At 32.6% G+C, this 25871-nt stretch carries 24 protein-coding genes; 12 read left to right on the top strand and 12 right to left on the bottom strand.

Annotation, left to right across the window (positions count from 1 at the left end; all coding sequences use genetic code 11):
- Genes HUE87_RS08180 through HUE87_RS08170 form a run of 3 tightly spaced genes read left to right on the top strand, consistent with a single transcriptional unit; the run spans position 1 to position 3879 of the window.
- Entirely contained in the window at positions 1-780 is a 780-nt protein-coding gene (locus tag HUE87_RS08180) for an MlaA family lipoprotein (RefSeq protein ID WP_194365708.1), read from the top strand.
- Positions 781-783: 3 nt separating this feature from the next.
- Positions 784-1386, top strand: coding sequence for a Tgt2/MlaC family protein (locus HUE87_RS08175; protein WP_194365707.1), 603 nt, complete (start codon positions 784-786; stop codon positions 1384-1386).
- Positions 1387-1392: 6 nt separating this feature from the next.
- Positions 1393-3879 carry an efflux RND transporter permease subunit gene (locus HUE87_RS08170; protein WP_194365706.1) on the top strand — a complete coding sequence of 829 codons (2487 nt, stop codon included), beginning with the start codon at positions 1393-1395 and terminating at the stop codon, positions 3877-3879.
- Positions 3880-3893: 14 nt separating this feature from the next.
- On the opposite strand, the gene HUE87_RS08165 is transcribed toward HUE87_RS08170, so the two are convergent.
- From HUE87_RS08165 to HUE87_RS08125, 9 genes are all read right to left on the bottom strand, one after another.
- Positions 3894-4688, bottom strand: a complete 795-nt coding sequence (locus tag HUE87_RS08165; RefSeq protein ID WP_194365705.1) for a shikimate dehydrogenase — start codon at positions 4686-4688, stop codon at positions 3894-3896.
- On the bottom strand, positions 4689-6092 hold the full coding sequence (locus HUE87_RS08160; protein WP_194365704.1) for an anthranilate synthase component I family protein: 1404 nt from the start codon (positions 6090-6092) through the stop codon (positions 4689-4691).
- A 3-nt stretch (positions 6093-6095) separates the two neighbouring features.
- On the bottom strand, positions 6096-6764 hold the full coding sequence (locus tag HUE87_RS08155; RefSeq protein WP_194365703.1) for an SPOR domain-containing protein: 669 nt from the start codon (positions 6762-6764) through the stop codon (positions 6096-6098).
- 93 nt (positions 6765-6857) lie between these two features.
- Positions 6858-7400, bottom strand: a complete 543-nt coding sequence (locus HUE87_RS08150) for a DUF1882 domain-containing protein (RefSeq protein WP_194365702.1) — start codon at positions 7398-7400, stop codon at positions 6858-6860.
- A gap of 12 nt (positions 7401-7412) precedes the next feature.
- Entirely contained in the window at positions 7413-8660 is a 1248-nt protein-coding gene (locus HUE87_RS08145) for a serine hydroxymethyltransferase (protein ID WP_194365701.1), read from the bottom strand.
- Between the two features lie 93 nt (positions 8661-8753).
- Complete coding sequence (gene lysS, locus HUE87_RS08140; RefSeq protein WP_194365700.1) at positions 8754-10262, bottom strand: lysine--tRNA ligase; 1509 nt, start codon at positions 10260-10262, stop codon at positions 8754-8756.
- Positions 10263-10273: 11 nt separating this feature from the next.
- A complete protein-coding gene (locus HUE87_RS08135; RefSeq protein ID WP_194365699.1) occupies positions 10274-10750 on the bottom strand; it encodes a Fur family transcriptional regulator in 477 nt (158 codons plus the stop codon).
- Position 10751: 1 nt separating this feature from the next.
- On the bottom strand, positions 10752-11372 hold the full coding sequence (locus HUE87_RS08130; RefSeq protein WP_194365698.1) for a CvpA family protein: 621 nt from the start codon (positions 11370-11372) through the stop codon (positions 10752-10754).
- Positions 11372-12286: a GGDEF domain-containing protein gene (locus tag HUE87_RS08125; protein WP_194365697.1), complete on the bottom strand. Its 915-nt coding sequence runs from the start codon at positions 12284-12286 to the stop codon at positions 11372-11374. Before HUE87_RS08125 ends, HUE87_RS08130 begins: the two co-directional genes overlap by 1 nt.
- Before the next feature lie 185 nt (positions 12287-12471).
- Between HUE87_RS08125 and HUE87_RS08120 the strand changes: the two genes are divergently transcribed.
- Positions 12472-13821 carry a class II 3-deoxy-7-phosphoheptulonate synthase gene (locus HUE87_RS08120; protein WP_194365696.1) on the top strand — a complete coding sequence of 450 codons (1350 nt, stop codon included), beginning with the start codon at positions 12472-12474 and terminating at the stop codon, positions 13819-13821.
- 51 nt (positions 13822-13872) lie between these two features.
- Here HUE87_RS08120 and HUE87_RS08115 read toward each other — a convergent pair whose 3' ends face one another.
- Positions 13873-15810 (bottom strand): ABC-F family ATP-binding cassette domain-containing protein, encoded by a 1938-nt coding sequence (locus HUE87_RS08115; protein WP_194365695.1) that lies wholly within the window; start codon positions 15808-15810, stop codon positions 13873-13875.
- 259 nt (positions 15811-16069) lie between these two features.
- On the opposite strand from HUE87_RS08115, the gene HUE87_RS08110 reads away from it, so the two are divergent.
- The 8 genes from HUE87_RS08110 to ald all read left to right on the top strand — a co-directional run bounded on the left by HUE87_RS08110 (position 16070) and on the right by ald (position 22789).
- Positions 16070-17299, top strand: a complete 1230-nt coding sequence (locus tag HUE87_RS08110) for a sensor histidine kinase (protein WP_194365694.1) — start codon at positions 16070-16072, stop codon at positions 17297-17299.
- On the top strand, positions 17296-19257 hold the full coding sequence (locus HUE87_RS08105; protein ID WP_194365693.1) for a hybrid sensor histidine kinase/response regulator: 1962 nt from the start codon (positions 17296-17298) through the stop codon (positions 19255-19257). Before HUE87_RS08110 ends, HUE87_RS08105 begins: the two co-directional genes overlap by 4 nt.
- A gap of 106 nt (positions 19258-19363) precedes the next feature.
- Positions 19364-19711 carry a hypothetical protein gene (locus HUE87_RS08100; RefSeq protein WP_194365692.1) on the top strand — a complete coding sequence of 116 codons (348 nt, stop codon included), beginning with the start codon at positions 19364-19366 and terminating at the stop codon, positions 19709-19711.
- A 97-nt stretch (positions 19712-19808) separates the two neighbouring features.
- Positions 19809-20030, top strand: coding sequence for a hypothetical protein (locus tag HUE87_RS08095; protein ID WP_194365691.1), 222 nt, complete (start codon positions 19809-19811; stop codon positions 20028-20030).
- A gap of 185 nt (positions 20031-20215) precedes the next feature.
- Positions 20216-20335, top strand: coding sequence for a HAMP domain-containing protein (locus tag HUE87_RS12935; RefSeq protein ID WP_430732984.1), 120 nt, complete (start codon positions 20216-20218; stop codon positions 20333-20335).
- Between the two features lie 49 nt (positions 20336-20384).
- The gene (locus HUE87_RS08090; RefSeq protein WP_229855096.1) at positions 20385-20804 is read left to right on the top strand and encodes an HD-GYP domain-containing protein; all 420 of its coding nucleotides are present in this window, start codon (positions 20385-20387) and stop codon (positions 20802-20804) included.
- Between the two features lie 272 nt (positions 20805-21076).
- A complete protein-coding gene (locus HUE87_RS08085; protein WP_194365690.1) occupies positions 21077-21664 on the top strand; it encodes a superoxide dismutase in 588 nt (195 codons plus the stop codon).
- A 24-nt stretch (positions 21665-21688) separates the two neighbouring features.
- Positions 21689-22789 (top strand): alanine dehydrogenase, encoded by a 1101-nt coding sequence (gene ald, locus HUE87_RS08080; protein WP_194365689.1) that lies wholly within the window; start codon positions 21689-21691, stop codon positions 22787-22789.
- Here ald and HUE87_RS08075 read toward each other — a convergent pair.
- Together HUE87_RS08075 and HUE87_RS08070 are read right to left on the bottom strand one after the other, a co-directional pair.
- Positions 22786-25134 carry an EAL domain-containing protein gene (locus tag HUE87_RS08075; RefSeq protein WP_194365688.1) on the bottom strand — a complete coding sequence of 783 codons (2349 nt, stop codon included), beginning with the start codon at positions 25132-25134 and terminating at the stop codon, positions 22786-22788. The genes ald and HUE87_RS08075 overlap by 4 nt on opposite strands.
- Positions 25127-25867 (bottom strand): substrate-binding periplasmic protein, encoded by a 741-nt coding sequence (locus HUE87_RS08070; RefSeq protein ID WP_194365687.1) that lies wholly within the window; start codon positions 25865-25867, stop codon positions 25127-25129. The genes HUE87_RS08075 and HUE87_RS08070 overlap by 8 nt, the downstream gene beginning before the upstream one ends.
- Positions 25868-25871 lie beyond the last annotated feature (4 nt).

Here is a 25871-nt window from a genome sequence, read left to right as displayed (position 1 = left end):
TTGAAGTTCACACATTTAATTTTTTTAATATCAATAGTGCTTGGTTTTAGCGGATGTAGTTTAAAAAATGTTCAAGAACCAAGTGATATATTTCAGTATCAAGAAAAGGGTGATGAACTGCTTGATGAATTTGAGAATGAACTTAAAGCAGAAGAAATTTATGATCCATTTGGTGGATACAATAGAGTTATGACAAGTTTTAATGATGGAGTATATGAATATTTTTTAAAACCGGTTTCAAAAGGTTACAAAGCAGTAGTTCATGAAGAGATTAGAATAAGTGTAGGAAATTTTTTCAATAATATCTATTTTCCACAACGATTTGTAAATAATCTTCTGCAAGGTAAATTTAAAAATGCTTCAGAGGAGACTGGAAGATTCGTAATAAACACTACAATTGGTATATTAGGCTTGTTTGATCCTGCAAAAAGTTATTTTAAACTTGTAGAGCATAAAGAAGATTTTGGTCAAACATTAGGCTTTTATGGCGTTGGTAGTGGACCACATATAGTATTGCCACTTTTTGGGCCGTCAAATTTAAGAGATGCATTAAGTTTATATCCTGATTCATTACTAAGCCCAGTTGATTATGATGATAGAAGTTATTGGACTTTAACTGATACTTGGCTAGAATACACAGCAGTTAGAACATATGAATATGTAAACACAAATTCACTTGACATAGAAAGATATGAAGAGATGAAAAAAGATGCTGTAGATTTATATCCATTTTTAAGAGATATATATGAGCAGTACAGAGACAATCAAATTAAGGAATAGATAATGAATAAAATTTTTAAAAAGGCACTGTTGCTATTTTCTATATTAGTGTTTGCACAAAGTTTAGTTGCTGATGATAAAGTAGAACTTAAAGAGCATTTTTTAAAAAAGATTGATGAAGTTGTTTTGATAGTTAAAGATAACAGCTTATCAAAGAATGATAGAAATGGAAATATAATAAAATCATTATCACCGATGTTTGATTTTGAACTTATGGCAAAACTTAGTCTTGGTAATACTTGGAAGCAGTTGGCTAGCAATGATAGAGAAAAATTTATAGATCTTTATGTAGAGCGAATGAAACAATCATACTCATCTAAAATTGATGCTTATAAAGATGAAAAAGTTGAAGTAAAAGAGATTCAGCAGCCAAAAAACAATAGAATAGCCTTATTAACAGACCTTGTAAGTAAAGAGGAGAAACTGGAGATAGTATATAAATTTTATAAGCCTAAAAAGAAAAAGAGTGATAAAGATATCTGGCTTATTTACGATGTGGAAATTTTAGGGGTCAGTATTTTAAAAGCTGACAAGGCTCAATTTAAAGAGTTTTTACAAACAAAAAATATAAGTGAACTTATGGATGTTTTGGCTAAAAGGTCGTAGATTAGCATGTTAACAAGCTTATATAAAAACTACCTTTTAAAATATCCAAAAGTTATTTTATTATTTATGGCTATTTTTGTAACTGTAATGGCACTTTTTGCAATCAAGCTAGAGATTGATGCAAGTGCAGAAACACTGCTACTTGAAGGTGACAAAGACCTGAAATATTCAAGAGAAGTCTCAAAAAGATTTAAAACACCAGACTTTTTAGTTGTGACATATAGTGTTGAGGATGACCTTTTAAGTGAAGAGAATATCAATAACATTAAGTTATTGAGCTCACAAATAAAAACTTTAGAAATAGTAGAATCTATTAATTCTATAGTAAATGTTCCACTTTTACAATCTCCCATCAGGCCAATTAAAGAGTTGATGAAAGATATACCAACACTTGAGTCTCCAAATATGGATAAAGGTTTGGCAAAGAATGAGTTCCTAAATAGTGCAATATACAAACAAAACTTAGTAAGTGAAGACTTTAAGACGACGGCACTATCTGTAAATCTAAAACGAGATGAAAAATATTTTAATCTTATAGATAATAGAGATGAATTTTTAAAACTAAAAAAACAAAGAGTTTTAACAAAAGCTGAAAAAGATAACTTTAAAAATGCTTCTCAGAAACTAAAAAATCATAGAGATATTATAAGGGAAGAAAACCATCAATCTATAGTTGAGATTAGGGGTATATTATCTACTTTTGAATCAAACAATGCAAAAGTAAAACTTCATTTAGGTGGGGTTGATATGATTGCTGATGATATGGTGGAGTTTGTTAAGTATGACTTGAAAACATTTGGGTTTCTTATTGTAGGACTCTTGATAGTTATTCTCTATATACTTCTTAAAAAGGTTCAATGGGTTGTAATAGCACTCTTTATATGTACAGTTTCCTTGATTGTTACAAGTGGATTTTTAGGTCTTTTTGGTTGGGAGATAACTGTTGTATCATCTAACTATATATCTCTTCAGTTGATTATGAACATGTCATTAATAGTGCACCTAATAATAAGGTATAAAGAACTAAATTTAGAAAATTCAAATCATACACAAATGGAATTAGCTCTAAATACAGTTCTCTCAATGGCAAAACCATCATTTTTTGTAGTTATTACAACTATAGCAGGATTTAGTTCTTTAGTATTTAGCAATATTTTACCTGTTATTAACTTTGGCTGGATGATGAGTGTTGGGATAGTTGTCTCACTATCAATGACTTTTATTCTATTTCCAATTGTATTGATTTTATTCGACAAATGCAGAATGCAAAAATCTAATAATGTTGACATACCTTTTACTAGTAAAATAGCACATGTAGCTTACTACCATAAGAAAACAGTACTTATGATTACATTTGTTTTTGTCGCATTCTCTGTAACTGGAGCCAGTAAACTTAGAGTTGAAAATAGTTTTATAGATTATTTTAAAAAAGATACACAAATATATAAAGGTATGGTTATTATTGACCAAAAGCTTGGGGGAACTACACCCCTTGATGTTATTTTGACATTTAAAGAGAGCAGTGATGAAGTTAAATCTGTTATGGTTAATACTCAAGAGTCTGATAAAGAATTAGATGAATTTGCAGGTGAGTTTGCAGAGAGTGAGGATGATAAGGAGCAATATTGGTTTACTCAATCTAAGATGCAGAAGATAAGAGACGTACATAATTATCTTGATGCTCTTGAGCCAATAGGCAAAGTTCTCTCACTCTCTACTATGGGTGAAGTTATAAAAACTTTAAATGATGGTAAAGAGGCGGATGGTGTAACTTTAGCACTTCTTTATAACGAGTTGCCAGAGGAGTATAAAAAAATTATTTTATCCCCATATATAGATATAAAAAATAATCAGGTAAGAATAAGTACGAGGGTAATTGACTCTATGCCAAATCTACAAAGAGATCAGCTAATCAAAAAAATAGATAAAGATTTAAACAGTATGTTAAATCAGAAGTATGAAGAGCATAAAGTATCTAATCTTTTAGTTATGTACAATAATATGCTTCAGTCTCTTTTTGAATCACAAATAAAAACTATAGGTATAGTTGTAGTAATTCTCTTCTTTATGTTTTTAATGCTGTTTAAAAGTCTTAAAATTGCAACAATAGCCATAATAGCAAATACTATCCCTGTCAGCGTAATATTTGGCTTTATGGGATGGATGGATATACCACTGGATATGATGACAATAACCATTGCTGCAATTAGTATAGGAATAGCTGTTGATGATACCATACACTATATCTATCGGTACTCTTTGGAGTATAGAGAGACAGCAGATGCAAAAGTATCTATGTTTAACTCACATGCAAGTATAGGAACAGCAATGTTTTATACAACAACCATTATTATGACAGGGTTCTCGATTTTGGTGTTATCTAATTTTATTCCAACTATCTATTTTGGTTTATTAACTATGATTGCTATGTTTATGGCAATTATTGCAGATCTTCTATTACTGCCTGTACTTCTTTTAGTGTTTGGTATTTAGCTCTAATTTGTGTTTTAGAGTTTAAAACTCTTTGACATGTAGGTTTTAATATCTTCAGTTTTTAACTCACCATTTACAAAAAGTTCATTTGCTAGAACACCTTGGCCCAGAAGCATATCTGCACCATCTTTATATATGATATTTTTTTCATGTGCTAGTTTTAAAAATGGTGTTAACTTTCCATAAATTGCATCTGCAACAAAAGATGTATTATTCAAAACTTTTTCAATTATATCTTTTGGAGCAGGTAGTTCTTCATCTTTTAATCCAGCACTAGTAGTGTTTATAACTAAGTCATATCTCTTTACTTCAAAGTCATCCCAAGTGCTACATGTAGAGACTAGATTTTTAAAATATTCAAGTCTTGAAGCACTTCTATTTAAAACAGTAACTTCAATATTGTCTTGGACAAATCTACTAGCTAGTGCCTTTGCAGTTCCACCGGCACCAAGAATTAAAACACTTTTAACATCACCAAACTCTTTTATGGCGAACATAAAACCGTCTGCATCAGTGTTGTAGCCAATGAGCATGCCATTTTCATTTATGATTGTATTTACTACACCTACAATTTTTGCAAACCCTCTAACTTCGTCACAAGCCTTATATGCTGCTTCTTTATGTGGAACAGTTATATTCGCCCCACTTAGACCTAAATCAAGAAAAGTCTCTTTTAGTTTTGAGCCATCAAGAAGATGGACTCTAGTATAGCAGGCAGAAAAGTTTAGGTTTTTAAACACAGAGTTGTGCATAAGTGGAGAGCGAGAGTGCGAAACTGGGTCACCAAATATGGCAAAGAGTTTTTTCATTTAGTCTAAATCTTCTAGCGAATGCACAAGAGCACCTAGTTTATTTTCTACTTCTAAATACTCTAGTTCATTTTGACTGTCAGCAACAACACCAGCACCAGCTTGAAGAACAACCTTGTCTTCTTTTACCATAGCTGTTCTAATTGTAATTGCACTATCCATATTTCCATCGAAACCAAAGTAGCCTACACTTCCACTATAGAAGCCTCTTTTTAAGCCTTCATACTCAGCAATAAGCTCCATCGCTCTAATTTTTGGAGCGCCAGTCATAGTCCCAGCTGTAAAAGTTGCCATAAATAGGTCAAACATATCTTTGTTTTCATCAAGCTCAGCTGTTACATCTGATACAATATGCATTACATGTGAGAAACGTTCTATATGCATCATGTCCTCAACTTTTACACTTCCCGTTTTAGCTACTCTGCTAACATCATTTCTGCCTAGGTCAATAAGCATAAGATGTTCAGACAACTCTTTTGGATCATGAAGTAGTTCTATTTCAAGCTCTTTATCTCTCTCTCTAGTATTGCCTCTTTTACGAGTTCCAGCAATAGGACGAAGGAGAAGTTTGCCATTTGTTAGTCTTACCATAACTTCAGGAGAGCTTCCAACAATATTAAAGTCTTCATATTCCATCAAAAACATATACGGAGATGGGTTCTTAGTTCTTAAAATTCTATAAAAACTAAATGGATCAACTTTTATATTTCTGGTAAAGCGGTTTGTCATTAGAATCTGAAAAACATCTCCACTTTTTATCATCTCTTTAGAGTCGTCAACCATTTTAAAGAAATGCTCTTTGGAGTGTGCAAAACTTCCTTTGTCTTCTCCAATATTTTTTTTCATATGAATATATTCATAAGAGTTTTTAAGCTCATTCTCAATCATATCAAACTTTTCAGCACTCTCTTTTAAAGTACTAACTAGAGTGAGTTGGTGGTTTTTATGTGAATATACTAAAATTATTTTTGGAAGAATAAGATCTAAATCAGGAGTGTTAAGCTCATCTACTAAATTATCCATATTTGAATTAAGTTTTGGTTCAAACACTTTTACCATGTCATAGCCGATATAGCCTATAAAACCATCAACATAACCAATTTTTAACTCTGTTGTGGCTTTTTTATATATTGTTGTGTCTATTTTTTTGTAATAATCTTTTAAAAAGGTAAAAGGAGATTCATCTTTAAGATGTGTAGCCCCAGTTGCATCTGTATAAATAGTTTGATTATCTATATATTGAAGTCTCTCTCTTGCACCGATACATATAAAGCTATAATTTCCATCACTTTGTCCAGCACTCTCAAAAAGATAAGAAATCTCACCTTTAAACATACTCTTTAGTTGTGCATAAACAGCAATTGGAGCTAATTGGTCTTGAATAAATTGTTTAGAATATATCATCTATTATATTTTAGTTAAAAATGCACCAGCTTCAATAGAACTTCTTATTGTTCTAAGAGCTTCTCTCGCTTCTTGCTCAGATGCAAAAGGACCAACTAAAACTTTATTTAATGTTTTAGAATTTCGAGTTACCTCATGAAATTTGTATTTAAACCCTTTATTTGTTATAGAGTCCAAGAATTTTTTATTCGGCTTATATTTAGAAAAAGATCCAACTTGAATATAGTAATTTTGTGAAGACGCTGTTTTAGCTTCAGGAACTTTCTTAGCAGTTATTTTTTTACGCTCTTTTATTATGGTTTTTGGCTTAGTAATTTCTTTTGTTATTATATCTTTTTCAATAACTGAAGTATTCTCTTTTTGACTCTCTTCTTTAAGTTTTTTTGCAATTTTATCAAGGGAATCACTATTTTGATCAGCATCTTGAACAACTTTAACTTCTTCAAAAAGAGGCTCTTCTTCCATTGCTTTAGTTTGTTTCTTTTGTGGTTCAGGGGGAAGCACTGCTTGAGGAAGATTGTCCGTGCCATTTGATGTCAGAGTATTCATTAGCATAACTACAACAATTAAAATAACTCCTAAAGTAGCAACTGCTAAAACAACTTTCTTGTTACCTGCAGTAGCACCACCTTTATTTAAAATAATATCGTTTAATTCATTTTTTTCTTCCATAAGTTACCCCTTTTAAATTGTTTAGACTAATAATACCAAAAACTTGTTAAGATTACATATATTTTGAAGTATTGCTCACGCTTAGCAATAAAGCTACATGTGCTTTGACCAAGATGCTCCACGCTCTTTAGCATACACTTCATATGGTAGAGTTAAAATATTATATTCATCTGGTATATCATCGCTTGGAAACATTTTCCACTGTTTTGGCTGTTTTGCAGCTAGTTTCATAGAAATCATTTTACCAAGTTGTATAGCTTCTTGCAGTGTTGTATGACCTTTATGTATATATACGTGAAGGTGTCCTTCTGTCTTTGTTTTATAAGCTGTAAAGTTTATATACCCCTCTTCACGAAGTAAAAGTTGTGCCTTATGGTAAAAACGTTCAGGGTCTCTGCCATTATAGTCTATTACAATATTTTCAACTTTTCCGTGAGAGTTAACTATCGAATGAGCAACGGTTATATCACCTTTTAGATGTTGGCTTATAATTGCCTGTGATAAAGTTGCATTTACTTTTTCAAATTTATTATAAAAAGTACGGCCTTTATAAGTAAGCTTATCCACTACGGTCTCTTTTTTAAGCCAGTAGTGGTTGCTTACCATTTTTATCAGTTTCAAATCCATAGAAGTCATGTATTAATATTCCTAGTAAGTTGATTGATTGTATATTACAAAATTTTGAGCCAAGGCTTTTAGCTCTTCTTTTATCGTTGCTTGTAGCTGAGTGTTATTAATATCGTCTAAAACATCTGCCATTTTATTTGCAATATATTCAAACTCTTTTTCTTTCATTCCACGAGAAGTAAGAGCAGGTGAACCAACTCTAATACCTGAAGTTACAAAAGGACTTCTTGTCTCACCTGGAACAGTGTTTTTATTGATAGTTATACCGGCGTTTCCTAGAGCTATGTCTGCATCTTTACCGCTTATTTCAGTACCAACGAAAGATACTAAGATTAAGTGATTGTCAGTACCACCACTAACTACGTCATAACCTCTTTTAACCATAACCTCACCAAGTATTTTAGCATTAGCTTTTACTTGTTTAGCGTATTCTTTCCATTCTGCTGATAGGTTGTATTTAAAACCAACTGCTTTTGCAGCAATTACATGTACAAGTGGTCCACCTTGAAGGGCAGGGAAGATAGCAGAGTTCATTTTTTTAGCAATATCTTCGTCGTTAGTCATAATCATACCGCCTCTTGGACCTGCAAGAGTTTTATGAGTTGTAGTAGTTACAACATCAGCGTATGGAAATGGGCTAGGGTGTTCGCCTGCTGCAACTAAACCAGCAATGTGTGCAATATCAGCAAATAAAATTGCACCAACAGCGTCAGCTATTTCGCGGAATTTTTTGAAGTCAATCTCTCTGGCGTAAGCAGAGGCACCACATACAATTATTTTAGGTTTAACTATTTGAGCAATATCCATTACTCTGTCATAGTTAATACGACCATCAAGTTCAACACCATAAGTGAATGAGTGATAGTTTTGACCAGAAAAACTAGGTTTTGAACCGTGAGTTAAATGACCACCATGACTTAAGTCCATGCCTAGAAGTTTATCTCCAGCCTTTAAAAGACCGGCATAAACAGCACCATTTGCCTGTGAACCAGAGTGTGGTTGAACATTAGCATAGTTACATCCAAAAAGTTTACATGCTCTGTCTATCGCCAACTGCTCAACACCATCAGCATATTCACAACCACCATAGTAGCGCTTACCTGGGTAACCCTCAGCATACTTGTTTGTAAAAACTGAACCCATAGCTTCCATAACAGCAGGAAGTGTAAAATTCTCAGAAGCAATCATCTCTAAATGGTCAGTTTGACGCTCTAACTCTTTTTCACATAAATCAAAAATTTCACTATCATATTCTTTTAAAAAACTCATTTGTACTTCCTCTAATTAATATTTATTTTTTTTGCAAAAGAGCAAAAGCTACTCTGCAACCTGTTTTACTAAATCAACACATTGTATGTGAGATTAGTCACTCTCGTCATTTTTTTCTTGGATTGGTTTCATAGCTGGAAATAGCAGTACATCTCTAATTGAGTGTTCATTAGTTAATAGCATAACCAATCTATCCATTCCTATTCCTTGTCCTGCTGTTGGTGCCATACCATAGCTTAAAGCTTCAACAAAGTCTCTATCCATTTCGTGTGCTTCATCATCACCACCCTCTTTAGCAGCACCTTGAGCCTCAAAACGTTCTAATTGATCAACTGGGTCATTTAACTCACTGAATGCATTGGCAATTTCACGACCTGCTATAAAAAGCTCAAATCTCTCTGTAATATCAGGATTTTCATCACTTCTGCGAGCAAGCGGAGATATCTCAACTGGATACTCAGTTATAAAAGTTGGATTGATGAGTTTGTCTTCAACAAACTCATCAAATAGTTCGCCTTGAAGCTGCCCTAGATTCATGCCAGGTTTAACAGTTATGTTTTTACTATTTAAAAATTCAACAATTTTCTCTTTATCATTAACTATCTCTGATGGAACATCACCAATAGAAGATAGTGACTCAATAAGCGGAATTTCACTAAATAGCTCAAAGTTTATTTCTAAATCTCCATAAGGAAGTATTGTAGGAAGACTTAGGTGTTCAAAAAGATATTTAAAATACTCTTTTGTTATTGCAATCAAATCTTTGTAAGTCTTGTAAGCCCAGTAAAACTCTATAGATGTAAACTCTGGATTATGAGTGGCATCCATACCTTCATTTCTAAAGTTGCGATTTATTTCAAATACAGCTTCAAATCCACCAACAATAAGTCTTTTTAGATAAAGTTCAGGGGCAATTCTTAAAAATCTGTCTATCCCAAGTGCATTATGGTGTGTTACAAATGGTTTAGCATTTGCCCCGCCAGCAATAGGGTGCATCATAGGCGTTTCTACTTCTAAAAAGCCTTTATCTTCAAAAAAACGTCTAGTAAGTGATATAACTTTTGAACGAATTTTAAATGTTTTACGAACTTCAGTATTCATAATTAAATCTAAGTATCTTTTTCTATATCTAATCTCTTTGTCTGTAACACCATGAAACTTTTCTGGAAGAGGAGATATAGCTTTTGTTAAAAGTTTCAATCCGTCTGCATGTAGTGATAATTCACCTTGACCAGTAACAAATGGGTAACCGCTTACTTCAATAATATCACCAACTTCAATGTTTTTTTTAAAAATATCGTTGTAAAAGCCTTCAGGAAGATTGTCTCTTGCAACATAAATTTGTAGCATTCCACTCTCATCTTCTATTTTTAAAAAAGTAGCTTTACCCATAATTCTAAGAAGCTTTATTCGGCCACTAACAACATAATGACGGTTTTCATTACGTTTATTTTCTCTATCTGCAACATCAGTATTAACATTTAAATATTTTTCTATGGTTGTATTTCTTTTAGAATCGTTAGAATATGGATTGTATCCAGCTTTTTTAAGCAATTCTGCTTTTTCAATTCTTTGTTGTATAAATTTGTTATCAAAAACCAATGGCTTTTCCTTTATTTAGTTTGACAGTTTTTACAGATTCCATAAATCTGCATTGAGTGGTCTTGCATATTGAAACCAAGTTCTTCCGCAATCTTATGTTGCCTCTCTTCAATTAGATTATCTACAAACTCTGTTATAATTCCACACTCTGTGCATATAAGATGGTCGTGATGGTGTTTTGCACCAAGCTCATACTTTTTCCCTTGAGCACCAAAAGATAAAGATGTGACCATATTTGAATCTTCTAATAGTGATAGAGTTCTGTAAACAGTGGCAATTCCAGTTTTTAAATCTGGAAAATTTTCTTGCATTAGATGATGAAGTGACTCTGGTGTCAAGTGTTCATCTGAATTGTAAAGAGTCTCTAAAATAACCTCTCTTTGAATTGTGAATTTTAGAGCATTCTTTTTAAGAAGTGCTTTGAAATCATTTAGTAGTTGTTTATACTCAATTGTTTTATCATTAAAGTTAGTAATTATATCTGCCATACTATTTATTATCTTCCTTAATTGATGCGTTTTGTTCTAGATTTTCTTTTATTTCTTCTTTTACATTTTCTACAATACTAAGTGTTGAATTTTTTATAGTTTTGTCTATTGTTATATTTATGTCATTGGACATATTTACTGGATCAAGCTTCATAATAAAACTGCCTGTCTCAATAAGTATTGGAAACATAAAACTGTTTTTCATAACCGAATCTATACTTGTCCTCATAGCTTTTATGTTGTAGGTTGCGTAAGCAATTACTGCAACAATAAAGAAAAATTTACTAGCACCAAAGAAAAATCCTAATATTTTATCAAAAATTCCTAATCCACTCATTGAACTTAATTTTTTAAATATAAAGCCAATAGTTACCATAAATAGCCAAAAGATAGCTAGAGTAACTAAAAAACCAGTAAAGCTGATAGCGGCACTGCTTTCAAATTTAAAGACTAGGTCACTAATTCGCTGTCCAATAGTGTCTCCCACACGAGAGGCTACAAATATACCACCTATAATGCCAAGCAGTCCAAAGAGTTCTTTAAAAAAACCATTTAAAACTCCTTTTAGTCCCAAAAAAAGTATTATTGTAGATATGATAATGTCAAAATAGCTAAATTCCATTAGTCAAGTACCGTTTGCACTTGATTTTTGCCATTATTCTTAGCAATATATAGAGCCCTGTCTGCTCTTTCTATTAGTGAATCTGGAGTGTCCCCAGTCTTAAACATCGTAGTGCCTATACTTCCTGTTACATTAATAGTTTTACCTTTATATATAAGGTTATTAGCGCGAACAAGTTCTAAAATTCTATTTGTTATGCTCATACAACGTTTAGCATCTATTCTATTTAAAATAATTATAAACTCTTCTCCTCCGTATCTGAATATTTTATCACCATCTCTTAGTGTTCTTTTAAGAATATTTGATATGAATATTAAAATTTTATCTCCAGCAATATGTCCGTATGTGTCATTTACTAATTTAAAGTCATCTAAGTCCATTATAAGCATATGCACTTCATAGTTACTATTTCCCTCTTCACATAGGGTTTCTAAGTAAACTGACAAGGCGCTTCTATTATAAACTTTTGTTAATGAGTCAATACTTGATTTCGTTTCTAGTGTTTTTACTTGATTAGACAAGTTAATAATAATTTCATTTGCTTTTTCTATCTCGTCACTCATCTGTTTTTGAATCTCATAAAATTTTTTTGTTACATCTGGCAAATCAATATCTTTTACAAGGTACTGGTCTAAAATTGTACTCTGTTCTTGGGAAATTTCTAAAAATTTGCCATTTGTAGATTGATATTGTTTCAAACCCTCAGCGGCAATCTCTTTGTAAGCATTATGGAAAGTTAATTTTGCATATTCTAAAGTCGTTATATCACTACCATCAATATTAGAAATAGCTTCTGTTGCTGTACCTAGGTAGTTTACTAATTGTTCTACACTCGCACTGTCTTGTTCATCAATAGAGACAATAAGATTGTCATACATCTCTTTAGCAAGAGATTTTAATTCTTCTTTTTGCATTAAATTGTCTTCCTGCGTGAAATGTTGCGATTATTATACACATTTATACATAAAAATATCTTTTAATATAATTCTTAGATAAATATCTATGATTAATCAGAGCTATTTTAGGTATTTTTATGTAATATTTCATAAAATATATAAATTGTACATCTAGTTGAGTACATTTCTGAAAAGGTTTTATAATGAGTATATGGAGTCCAACTAGTTGGAGAGAAAAACCAATTTTACAACAACCAACTTATCAAAATAAAGATGATTTAAATAGAGTTTTATCTGAGTTAAAAAACTATCCGCCACTGGTGTTTGCTGGTGAGGCGAGAAGATTGAAAAGTGAACTTGCAGATGTTGCAAATGGTAATGCTTTTTTACTTCAAGGTGGAGATTGTGCAGAGAGCTTTAGTGAATTTCATGCTGATAATATTCGTGACACGTTTAAAGCACTTTTGCAAATGGCAGTTGTTATGACATATGCAGGTGGCGTTCCTGTAGTTAAAGTTGGTCGTTTAGGCGGACAGTTTGCTAAGCCACGTTCTTCTGATACAGAAACATTCGATGGCATTACTCTTGATTCATATCGTGGAGATATTATTAATGGAGTTGATTTTACGAAAGAGGCTCGTACACCAGATCCTGAGCGTATGATAAAAGCATATAATCAGTCTGCTGCAACTTTGAATCTACTTCGTGCATTTGCATCTGGTGGTTTGGCAGATTTACACCAAGTTCATCAGTGGAACTTAGACTTTGCACATCAAAGTGAAGTTTCTGCAAAGTATGAAAAAATGGCACAAGATATAGAAAACTCTCTGCAGTTTATGAAAGCTTGCGGCATAACATCTAAAACTTATAGAAATTTAAGAGAGACAGATTTTTATACTTCACATGAGGCACTATTGCTTCCATATGAGGAGGCTTTCACAAGACAAGACTCTTTGAGTGGAGATTGGTATGATACTTCAGCTCACATGTTATGGATTGGTGACAGAACTCGCCAGCTTGATGGTGCTCATGTTGAATACCTCCGAGGTGTGAAAAATCCAATAGGTGTTAAAGCAGGTCCGTCAATGGATCCAGAAGACTTAATTAAACTTTGTCATACTCTAAATCCTGAAAATGAGGCAGGTCGCCTGAATGTTATTGTTAGAATGGGTGCTGATAAAGTTGGCGAGGGTATGCCTAAGCTAATTCGTGCAATTGAAAAAGAGGGTATGAATGTTGTTTGGAGTTGTGATCCAATGCATGGAAATACTATAAAATCATCAAACAGCTACAAAACTCGACCGGTTGATTCAATCCTTACAGAAATGAAACAGTTTTTTCAAGTTCATAAAGCTGAGGGAACAGTTGCTGGTGGGGTTCATCTAGAGATGACTGGTAAAAATGTTACTGAGTGTATTGGTGGTTCATTTATTGTAACTGAAGAGGATTTAAGTTCTCGTTACCATACTCATTGTGACCCAAGACTAAATGCAGATCAATCTTTGGAGTTGGCATTTTTAATTGCAGATACTTTAAAAGAGTCTCGTAAGTAAAATGTTTCTTACCTTTTGGTAAGAGCTTATTAAGAGTTTATAACTACACAGTTATAAACTCAATATCTCCTCTTCTTTCTCTTGTATAGTCAGTAACTCTTCAACTTTTTGCTCGTAAATATCTTCTATCTTTTGTAGCTCTTGCGCCAGTTTTGTTATCCCAATCTCTTCATAGCATTTTGGATTGGCTAAACAGCTGTTTTTTTCTTCCATCTCCAGCTCAAGTTTTTCTATCTCTAAAGGTAGATTTTCAAGTGCCGTTTTTTCTTTAAAAGTTAGTTTTAGTACTTTTTCTTTCTCTCTTATTTTTGGCTTCTCCTGCTCAACTTCTTTTCCTATCTCATCTAAGGTTTTCAACTCTTTTTCAAGCTCTAAATATTCGGAATACTCTTGATAACTCTCCTCAATTCGTTTATCGCTTTTAAAAATAAATAGTTTTTTTGCAATCTTATCTACGAAATACCTATCATGACTTACTATGATGACAGCTCCAGGAAAGTTAGTTAACTGCTCTTCTAAAATGTTTATAGTCGGAATATCTAAATCATTTGTAGGCTCATCTAGTATTAGAATGTCTACATTTTTAGTAAAGAGCAGGGCAAGGGCAATACGGTTTTTTTCTCCACCACTAAGTACACCTATTTTTTTATCTAAAAACTCTCTTGGAAAGAGAAAGTTTTTAAGATAGCCATATACATGCAAGTTCTTTCCACGAACATCTACTCTATCTCCACCAAGGGGACAAAAAGTTTCTAAAAGATTTTTATCATCGTCTAACATTTCGCGATGTTGGTCGAAGTATCCTATTTTAAATTCACCACGTTTTATACTTCCACATGTAGGTTCTATTCTTCCTAAAAGAGCTTTTAGCAGAGTTGATTTTCCACTGCCATTTGGTCCGACAATTGCAATAACATCTTTTTGCAGTATTCTTGTTGTAAACTCTTTTAGAAGTTCTTTTGTTCCAAGTGTCAAGCCTAAATCTTCTACTTCAAAAAGCATTTTTTGTTTATTTATACTTTTGTCACGGTTAAAGTGTTTAGCCTCTCTTTGAAGTTCGATAGACATTTTTTTTATTCTTGCAGGGTTCGTTTTTGCATCTTCTCGAATATTCATAAGTCGCTCTTTACGACCCTCATTCCGTTTAAGTCTAGCCCTTACGCCCCTTGCATACCACTCGTTTTCCCTTTTTAAAACTCCAAGAAGATTATCGTGCTGTTTTTGCAGAGTTCTTAGATACTCTGATTTTTGAGTTAGATAGTTACTATACCCACCACTATATTCTCTAAGTGAACAATCTTCTACCTCTACACTTTTAGTAGCAATTCTGTCTATAAAGTATCTATCATGAGAGATAAAAACTATTGTAAATTTCTCTTTTAACAAAAGCTCTTCTAAAAATTCAACCATGTAGACGTCAAGGTGATTTGTAGGTTCATCAAGAAGTAAAATGTCAGGTTTTTGAAGTAATAGTGATGCTAGAGCGACACGACGCTGTTCACCACCACTTAATAGAGTTATTGGCTTCTCTTCATAACGTTTTAAATCAAAATGCTGAATTATCCGCTCTATTTTGTCGTCTAAGTTCCATGCATTATGATGCTCTATGTATTTTGATAATTTTTCATGCTCGTCTATAAGAGGTTTGTTATCAAAGTTATCAGCTAGCATCAATGAAAGTTCATCATATCTGTTTTTTGCTATGTTGATTTCATTAAGCCCATCTTCAACAGCTTCTCTTACTGTGTGACCCTCTTTAAAATTAGGTCTTTGGTCTAACATCTTAACTTCTAAATTTTGTCTTATAATCCTATCTCCGGCATCTTGTTCAAGAGTACCATTTACGATTTTCATAAGAGTAGATTTTCCGCTGCCATTTTTACCTATAACAACTATTCTATCACCTTCATTTACATGAAAATTTACATCTATTAAAATCTTTTGTGCTTCGTAGTGTTTAGATATGTTTAGTAGGTCTATTAATGCCATTTATATATTTCATTTCCCCCGTTTTAGGGCTTTATTGAGGTTTTGTATCGGTTTGTAATGATATCGTGATATTAGTTAATAAATGCTGATTATATTTGAGAAAGTAATCAAGGAAATAATAAATTACTTATATTACTTTTCATTTTACAGATTATCTGTTGTTAATATAAATTTTATTATATACTTTATGTGTTGTTTAATGTTTTTATCGTATTATTCATAATATAATAATTTATTCCAATACTGTTAGGACAAATATATGGATATTAGAAGTGTTTGTAATATTGGAATAAAAAAGCCTGATATTCCAAAAGAATTATTTAAAAAGTGGCTGGAGATGGTTGATTCTCTGACATGTGTTGCCGATGTGAGTTATTCATTGGTTGTGCGTGCAGTTAGTGAGAAAATTGAGGTTGTATGTACTTCTAAAATTGATGCAAGTAAAAGTTTGGAATCTGAATTATATAGCGAGAGTGTTATAAGAGAAAAGAGTGCGCTTTATATTGAGAACTCACTTAAAGATGAGTGTTGCAATAGTAATAATAGCGATTTGACACAGATTGTCGGTTACTATGGAGAACCTTTACTTTGGTCGGATAATAGCGTCTTTGGTGCTATATGTATTGTTGACAATAAAGAGTTGATTCTAACTGACATTTCCAAGCAGTTATTAGGAATATTCCGCGGCTCTATTGAAAATAGTCTTAGAATATTAGAGTTAACACATGTTGATGCGGTTGAAAATCACCAAAGTTATAATGATAAAAATAAGTCTATATTTATTTCTTCTATGTCTCATGAACTTAGAACACCTCTTAACTCTATTATTGGCTTCACTGGCTTGATTTTAAACGATATAGTAGGTCCAATAAGTGATTTGCAGCGTGATTATATTCAGAGGGTTGAGAAATCAGGTAAACATCTCCTTCTACTAACTACAGATATTGTGGAAGTTCTAAAAATTGAAGTAGGAGTAATAATTATTAAGTATGAACCTTTTAATTTAAATGTTCTTGCAGGAGAAGTTGTGAAAATAATGGAGGAAGAAGCTCATAAAAAAGGATTACAATTGGCTGTAAATATTCCGAATAACATAGAGCTCTATTCTGATCGTATCCATCTTAAACAATGTTTATTTAATCTTATAAGTAATGCTGTGAAATATAGTGAAAGTGGAGTAATTAATGTGACGTCTGAATGCGATGAAAAATTAGTGAAAATATCAATTAGTGACAATGGAATAGGTATTTCACAAAATAATCTTATTCGATTATATCAGCCATTTGAGCGATTAGAGTCACAACTCAAGGAAAAAGTTGCAGGGACTGGTCTTGGACTCTATATAACTCAAAAATTAACTAGAGAAGTGTTAGGCGGTGATGTTAGTTGTATAAGCAAAATAGATGAAGGTAGTACATTTACTTTAAATATTCCACAACATGTAGAAAATATACATGATATACAAAATATCAGCAAGGTGAGTAGATGAATGTTTTAATAGTAGATGACAATAAAGATAATTTAGTTTTATTAAGCAGCATGCTTGAAAGTCTGGGGCTAAGTGTACAGGAAGCCTCTAATGGTATAGATGCTTTAAACTTGGCACAGGCAACTCCTCCAGATATTATAATTTCTGATATTTTAATGCCTAAAATGGATGGATTCACCTTATGTCGTGTTATGAAATGTATTGATAATTTACAAGATGTTCCTTTTGTTTTTTATACAGCAACCTATCTTGAAAAAGAGGATGAAGAGCTTGGATTGGCGCTAGGGGCTTGTTGTTATATACACAAACCATTAGAGCCAGTGCTGTTTATTCAGCGTATTAAAGAGATAATTGATAAGTATTATGAAGGAGCTATAAATAGAAGTAATAAGCAAATTCAACCTCAAACAAGAATTGACGTTCTTTATCAAGAGAGGATCTCTCAAAAGCTAGATAAAAAAATTTCTGATGTTGTTAATCTGCGCGAAAAAGAGGTACTTATTCTTTCTACTGTAAGGGACGGAATTTTTGTTTTAGATATTGATGGAAAACACACTATTGTTAATCAGGCTGCAGCTGATATGCTTGGATATACTATTGATGAAATGATTGGCAAGAATAGCCACGAAATGTGGCATCATACACATCCAGACGGCACTACTTTTCATGAGTCTGATTGTCCAATATATAAAACGATGAAGAAACAAAGTTCCGCACTCCAAGTTGAGACTCTGTTCTGGCGTAAAGACGGCAGCAGTTTTACAGTTGATTGTTCTAGTAACCCCTTAGTTGAAAATGGTGAACTAAATGGTGTTGTTGTAGTTTTTAGAGATATAAGCGAACGAAAAAGAGCTGAAACAGCATTACAAGAGAGCGAAGCACGTTTTCGTAAACTGTTTGAATATACAGATGCCATTGCAGTGCAAGGTTATGACAAAAACCATAGAGTTATATATTGGAATAGAGCCAGTGAAAATTTATTTGGTTACAGTTGTGACTATGCAATGGGAAAACAGATTGATGAGCTCATTATTCCAGATGAAATATGCGATAAAGTAAATTCTGATATTGCAGTGTGGATAAAAGGTGGTCAGTCAATACCATCATCTGAGCGTGTATTGAAAAAAGAAGATGGTTCAGATGTTACAGTTTTTTCAAATTGTGTGTTATTGGAGAATCAATATAATGAGCCTGAGATGTACTGTATTGATATTGATTTGACTGAGCTAAAAGAAGCACAAGAAGAGTTGAAAAAACAAGAGGATATTGTTATTGCTCAGTCGAGACAAGCGGCAATGGGTGAAATGGTAGCAATGATAGCACATCAATGGAGACAGCCTCTTACGGTAGTCTCAATGGCTGTTAATAACTTAAAAATAGATATGGAACTAGGAAATAAAGTAACTAATGAGATGATTGACGAAATGAGTGATAGAGTTTTTGACCAAGTTAATCATCTCTCCAAGACCATAGACGACTTTAGTGATTTTTTAAAACCAGACAAGAAAAAAGAGTCAGTTAATGTTTGTGATGTTATGGAACGTGCTATGAGAATGACTGGTAATAGCCTTAAAAATAACAATATAGATGTAGACATTACAATGAAATCTAAAAAGAATGTAAATATCTATCCTAGTGAGTTGTTACAAGCATTTTTAAATATTATAAATAATGCTAAAGATGCTGTTAAGCATTCTGAATCTAATAATCCTCGTATAGCTATTGAGATTAATGAAGTTGATGGATTCGTTGTTACTACTATTTGCGACAATGGTGGCGGGATATCCAATGATACAATGCAATTACTAGGTCAACCTTATGTATCAACTAAAAATAAAAATGGCACTGGTCTTGGGATTTATATGTCTAAAACAATTATAGAGAAGCACCTAAAAGGAACACTTAGTTGGAAAAATGTAGGAGATGGAGCTTGTTTTACAGTTGCTTTGCGACTATAATAATTAATTGCATGCTACATAAGCCTCTTTGATTTTATAAATTATATTTCATTTTAAATTATTATAATTAGGTATAATTTAATAAAGTTTATGAAATGGAGGAAGTATGTCATTTTTTGAAAATAACACGCGAATAAAAGAACGTGAAAACATAAAAATACTTTATAAGAATTATATAGATGCAATGAATAGCTATAATATTGTGTTGAGATATAGGATGTTCTGGCAAAAAGATGAAGACGGACACGATATACTTACTATTCAACATTTAAAAAGTCGTAAACGTGAATCTCTTGGTAGGCGTTGCCGTGAAACAGAAAAAACAAAATTAGATTTTGATAAATCAAAAAGTGAAATCAAAAAACTTCTTTTCAATTTAGAAGAAAAAATTAAAAATAAAAGAGGCCCTAATGGTATTTTACCAATAAAAATCCTAGATGCTACACTTAGTTAGGTAGTTAAATATTTAATGCTCTTCTCATATTAATTTGCCTATACCGAGAGCAGTTTATTTAGATGATTTTTAAATTAAATATCTAGGAAATAGAGCAATGACAGACTCACAACATTTTAAAAAATTAATAACGTGGCGTATTCGTATTATTTTATATCTCTCCTCACTTTTATCTCTTATATTTATGCAAAACTACTGTACAAATGTGTGTTCTTTTATAGACGGGCTTAGACCTTCTCAAATACTTTTTAACTTCTCTATAGTTTTTGTTTTTCATATAATTTTTAGAGAAGCTCTTTTTATTAAATTCAACAGTTAGAAATGAGATATTTCTATACCAAGACTCGGTTACTATGTGCAGGGGGTAATAGAGGACAAGGTTCTTATTGAGGTTTTATATATAGGTCTATTCTTTTTATTTGTTGTTGTCTTTGTAGCAATATTCTTTGGAAAACTACTAAAAAAAGATACCCTAACAATAGTATAGTCCATAAATAAAATAAAATAAAAGATGGTAATTTTGATGATGAGCTAAACATTATACGTTCAGATGAACTTGGTGAGATATCAAATGCAATAAATAGTATGAGGATATCCATAAGGCAGGGGGATAGAAGATATTGAAAATTTAAACAATGAGATAACTGATACACAAAAAGAGGTGCTCTTTACAATGGGTTCAATTACTGAGACACGTTCTAAAGAGACTGGAAAGCATGTAAAACGTGTTGCTGCATACTCTGAACTTCTTGCATTAAAAGCCGGTCTATCTACTGCTGAAGCAAAACTTCTTAGACTATGCAGTCCAATGCACAATATAGGAAAGGTGGCAATTCCTGATAATATATTAAATAAACCAGGAAAGCTGACAGACTCTGAATTTACAATTATGAAAACACATGCAAAGCTAGGTTATGAGATGTTAGAACACTCTAATCGTGACATTCTAAAAGCTGCTGCAATAGTTGCACATGAGCATCATGAAAAATATGACGGCAGTGGTTATCCAAGAAAACTAAAAGGTGAAGAGATTCATATATACGGACAAATAACAGCTGTTGCAGATGTTTTTGATGCACTTGGCTCAGACTGATGCTACAAAAAAGCGTGGAAGGATGAAGCGATCTTTGAGCTTTTCAGAGCAAATAGTGCAAAGCACTTTGATCCAAAACTCGTAGATATATTTTTTGACAACTTTGAAGAGATTAATAAAATTAGAAATACCTATAAAGATTTACACTAATATAACCTCGTCGGTGTAAGTATACGTTTAAGAGATAGTGAGTGCCTCAGTAGAATTTATATACATTGTGCATTATTATTAGATATAATTAATAGTTAATATTTTATATTGAGGAGTATAATATGAAATTTGAATTGATGCAATTGCCTTATGAAACAAATGCTTTGGAACCGTACATATCTGTTGAGACCATAAGCTACCATTATGGCAAACACCATTTAGCTTATGTAAACAAACTAAACGCTCTTACAGAGGGGACTGAGTACTCAAATAAGTCACTTGAGTATATAGTGAAAAATGCTGATGGTGCGATTTTTAACAATGCAGCACAGGTGTGTAACCATGATTTTTATTGGCATGGGCTTAGTGGTACAGCTACTGATCCATCAGTGGAGCTATCTGACCTTATAAAGAGTTGTTTTGGCTCAATAGAAGCCTTTAAAGAAGAATTTATCAGTACAGCAGCAGGACATTTCGGTTCTGGATGGGTATGGTTGAGCATCAACGAAGATAAAAAGCTTATTGTTGAAGCAACATCTAATGCAGACAACCCAATACGTCATAATAGGATACCGATTCTTACATGTGATGTATGGGAACATGCCTACTATATAGATTATCGTAATATGAGACCTGAGTATCTTGAAAAATGGTGGAAACTGATAAATTGGCAATTTGTTTCAGATAACTTTGCTAATGTAGAAAAATGAACATTCGCTTTCATAGGAGATAAGATGATTATTGGTATACCAAAAGAGATTAAAACTGATGAATATCGTGTTTCAGTTACACCGGCTGGAGTAGCAGAACTTACAATAGATGGGCATGCGGTTTATGTACAGAGCAGTGCGGGCGATGGAAGCGGTTTTAGCGACTTTGATTATAAAACCGCAGGAGCTATACTTTTAAAAAATGTGGAAGAACTATTTAGTAAAGTAGAGATGATTGTTAAGGTTAAAGAGCCAATTGAGCAAGAGTATAAACTTTTTAAGCAAAACCAGACACTATTTACTTACCTTCATCTTGCAGCAGACAAACAGCTAACAGATTTTTTACTTGAAAAAGGGATAAGAGCTTTTTCTTATGAGACTTTAAAAATTGGGAACAGGTTGCCACTTTTAGAACCTATGAGTGAAGTGGCAGGGAAAATGGCTTCTTTGATGGGTGCAGTTCATTTGGGACGTTATCATGGAGGTAGTGGTCTTCTCGCCGGTGGAGTAGTTGGAACACATAGGACTAAGGTAATGGTGCTTGGTGGTGGCGTTGCCGGCAAAGCTGCGGCAGAAGTCGCAGCAGGTTTAGGAGCTGATGTTATAATACTCGATATAAATACTGAACGTCTACACTATCTAAATGATGTAATGCCGGCAAATGTAGCAACTCTTTATAGCTGCAGTGAAGCAATAGACTCTTTACTCCCACATGTAGACATAATAGTGGGAACCATACTTATTCCAGGTGCAAAAGCTCCAAAACTTATAACACGTGAAATGTTAAGTAAGATGAAAAAAGGGAGCGTACTAGTTGATGTCTCGATTGATCAAGGTGGATGTTTTGAGAGTTCACATGCAACTACGCATACAAAACCTACTTTTATGGAAGAAGGGATAGTACACTATTGTGTTGCCAATATGCCGGGGGCTTATCCGAGAACTTCAACTTACGCTTTAACAAATGCAACAATAGTTTATGTCAAACATTTAGCTCACTATGGGTCTGAAAATATTTGTAAACAAATGCCTGTTATGGTTACTGCTCTAAATACTTATGACGGAGTGCTTTACAACAAGGCGGTCGGATTAGCTCATGGCATACAAAGTAGAGAATTTAACTAAATCACTATATGTTCAAATTTTTCAATCTCATTATACGGCATAGGTTCTCCAATATAGTAGCCTTGAATAAAGTCAACTCCTATTTCTGAGACAATGTCTGAAATCTTTTTGTGTGATACAAACTCTGCAATAGTTTTCATATTTGCAATTTTGGCAAATGAGATTATTGTCTCTGAAACAAGGCGCATATGCTTATTTGTATCTATATTCTTAATAAGTGATCCATCAATCTTTACATAGTCGACATCTAATTTTAACAGATATTCGAAATTCGAGTAGCCTGTTCCAAAATCATCTATAGCCAATTTACATCCAAGAAGTTTTGCTTTTTCGATAAATGAATAAAAATCATTAAAGTTTTCTATTCCTTCTGATTCAACAAGTTCAATAACTATTTTGTGGCCAATATTACTCTCTCTTACTTTTTGTATAAAATAGTCAGTTGTTTCTTGATTGATTATATCATCTATGGTGAGGTTGATTGAAAATTCATAATCATGATGTTTAGCTGCTTCAATTGCCTTATCAATCATAATCATTGTGATTTTTGTATAAAGTTTGGCTTTTTTCGCAATCTCTAAAAAGAAAAATGGAGAAATTATTTTTCCATCAATATCTATCATTCTTACAAGTGCTTCGAATTTTTCAACTTTTTTGCTGTTTTGATTATATATAGGCTGAAAAAAAGCGACTATTCTACCATCCTCTATTGCTTTTTTTACTTTTTTTGTCCACTCCAGATTATTTTCATACTCTTTTTCAATGTTGAAAGCTTTGTCATATATAACAAAATCTTTTTTCAATTGCTTAGCTAATTTTAATCCTATATCTGCATCAATGAATAAATCTTGCTTATTGGTGGCTATGCCAACAGTCACTCCAATTATTATTTCATGTTGTTGAAAAAATATAGGTTTCTTTGTTAACTCTTTTATTAGATTCTCGATAGTATCTTTAAATTGATCTTTTGTTGTGCACGCCTTGCAAATAAATGCAAACTGGTCAGCTTGCAATCTGTATGCTTCCGTATAGCGACCATCTGCCTGTTCTAATAACCTTTTAGAGAGCTCTATGATGACATAGTCCCCTATCTCATGTCCGTAAAAATCATTAATCTGCTTAAATGAATCTATATCTACAATAGCAAGAGAAGGGTGTTCGCTATTTTCAATGTCATTTAAAAGTTTAAAACGGTTACCTAGTTTTGTGAGAGTATCTGTTTCGTAATGTCTTTCTAACATTTTTGTTTTTTCTACAAGTTCTGTAATATCATAGCGTAAAGCAATGTATTCAATAATATTTCCGTGAGTGTCTAAGATAGGGATGATTGTCTGACTGATATAAAAGCAGCTTCCATCTTTTTTAACATTTTTCATACTCCCTCTCCATACTTTTTTATTTTGTATGGTGTCCCACATCTCCTTATACTCAATTGGTGGAGTTTCTTTATATCTGAAAATATTGTGTTGTTTTCCTATAAGTTCTTCTCTTGTATATCCGGTAATTGAGCAGAGTGCATCGTTTACATAAGTTATATCACCGTTTAAGTCACTCTTAGAAACATAAGCACTGGCATCTAATGCTTTTTTGTACTCTAGCAAAGATCTATCTGATTTTTTTCTTGCCTCTAATTCAGAAGATAGATTTAAAAATGATTTATAAAGTTGATTTTGCATTGAATTAATAGATTCTGTAAGATTATCAAGTTCATCATGGTTAGATTTGGAAATAGTTTTATTGAGAATTAAAGGTTTAGATTTAGAGTAAACTCTTAAAGATTTAGCGTACTCTGCTATTTTTTCAAGATGTTGCGTTACCAATCTTTGGAAGATAAAGAGTATAAAAAATGAGATTAAAAATGTTTTAATACCTTGAGATAATAATATAACAATAATTTTATCAACAAGTTGTTGGTAAAGTTTATTTAAATCAGCAACCACAGTGAGTTCACCCAATATAATTTCTTCATAATCATGTTGATATGAAAGTTGGATTTTTTTTGTAATAAAATTTTTATTTACCTCATTTCCACGTTCATAGTGTTCGCCTTCTGTAAGCTCTATAGCAGTAAATTCAATGTCCGGTAGGTTTAAAATCCCATCTAGCTGTAAAAGAGTCTGTTTCTTGTCATATACCCAAATGCTTTGATTGATACTGGCTATATAACCTGACTCAATAAGAGAAAGTTGTGTATTTATTGATTTTATGCCGTTTCTGTAGTCCATATAAAGTTGTATTATGCTAATTATTAAGGTTATAACTGCACTGAAAAGCAGTGTAAGTATCATTAACTTGAAAGATATTTTTCTGTCAATAAAATAGTTATATAAAAAGTTTTTAATCATCTTTGATAATCCTAACTGTATTGGCTATATGGCTCTCTAAATCCTTAAGAAAAGTGTCACGAATTTGCTTTAGTGTACCATCTTCTATCATTGAATTGAACGCTTCTTCGAGCTGAGGTATAAGCTTTTTATGCTTTTTATGCAAGTGCATATATAAAGGACGTGAAACAAGAGGTTTTGAAAGCATAAATAAATTTTTCTCTTTTGTTTCATTGAGTCCTGAGAGTAGTGAAATTTTACTTGTTACTATAACATCAAGCCTATGACTAGATAGCATTTTTATTAACGTTATATGATTGGTTGTTTTTGTTATTGAAAGAGGTTTGGCATTCTCAGTAATTTGTTCTGCAATTTTCATCCCTCTTATAACGCCAACATTGTAAAATGTCAAATCTGATGACTCTTTAATATGCAGGTTCTCTCTGCTTAGAACAACGAGGTCAATTGAATGAATTGCTACTGGAATACGAATTAAATTTGGGTAATGCTCATTGATTTCCCAAATTCTTGCAGCTTCTCCGTCATCAACACCATTATTGGCATTGATTAAAGAGCGTTGATTTGGAAGGGGTTGGTATTTAAGTGCAATATTAGCTCTTTTAAATCCCTCTTTTATGATTGACTCAAGAAGGTTTGTTTCAGGAAAGCTGTAGCCAGAGTTAATAGTTAATATTTGCCCTGAAGCTTGCAAAAATGAGAATGTTATTAGAAAAATAATTGCAACCTTACCCATTAAA

The organism is Candidatus Sulfurimonas marisnigri, from assembly GCF_015265475.1.
Lineage (GTDB): Bacteria > Campylobacterota > Campylobacteria > Campylobacterales > Sulfurimonadaceae > Sulfurimonas > Sulfurimonas marisnigri.
This window is presented reverse-complemented; position numbering and strand designations above follow the sequence as displayed.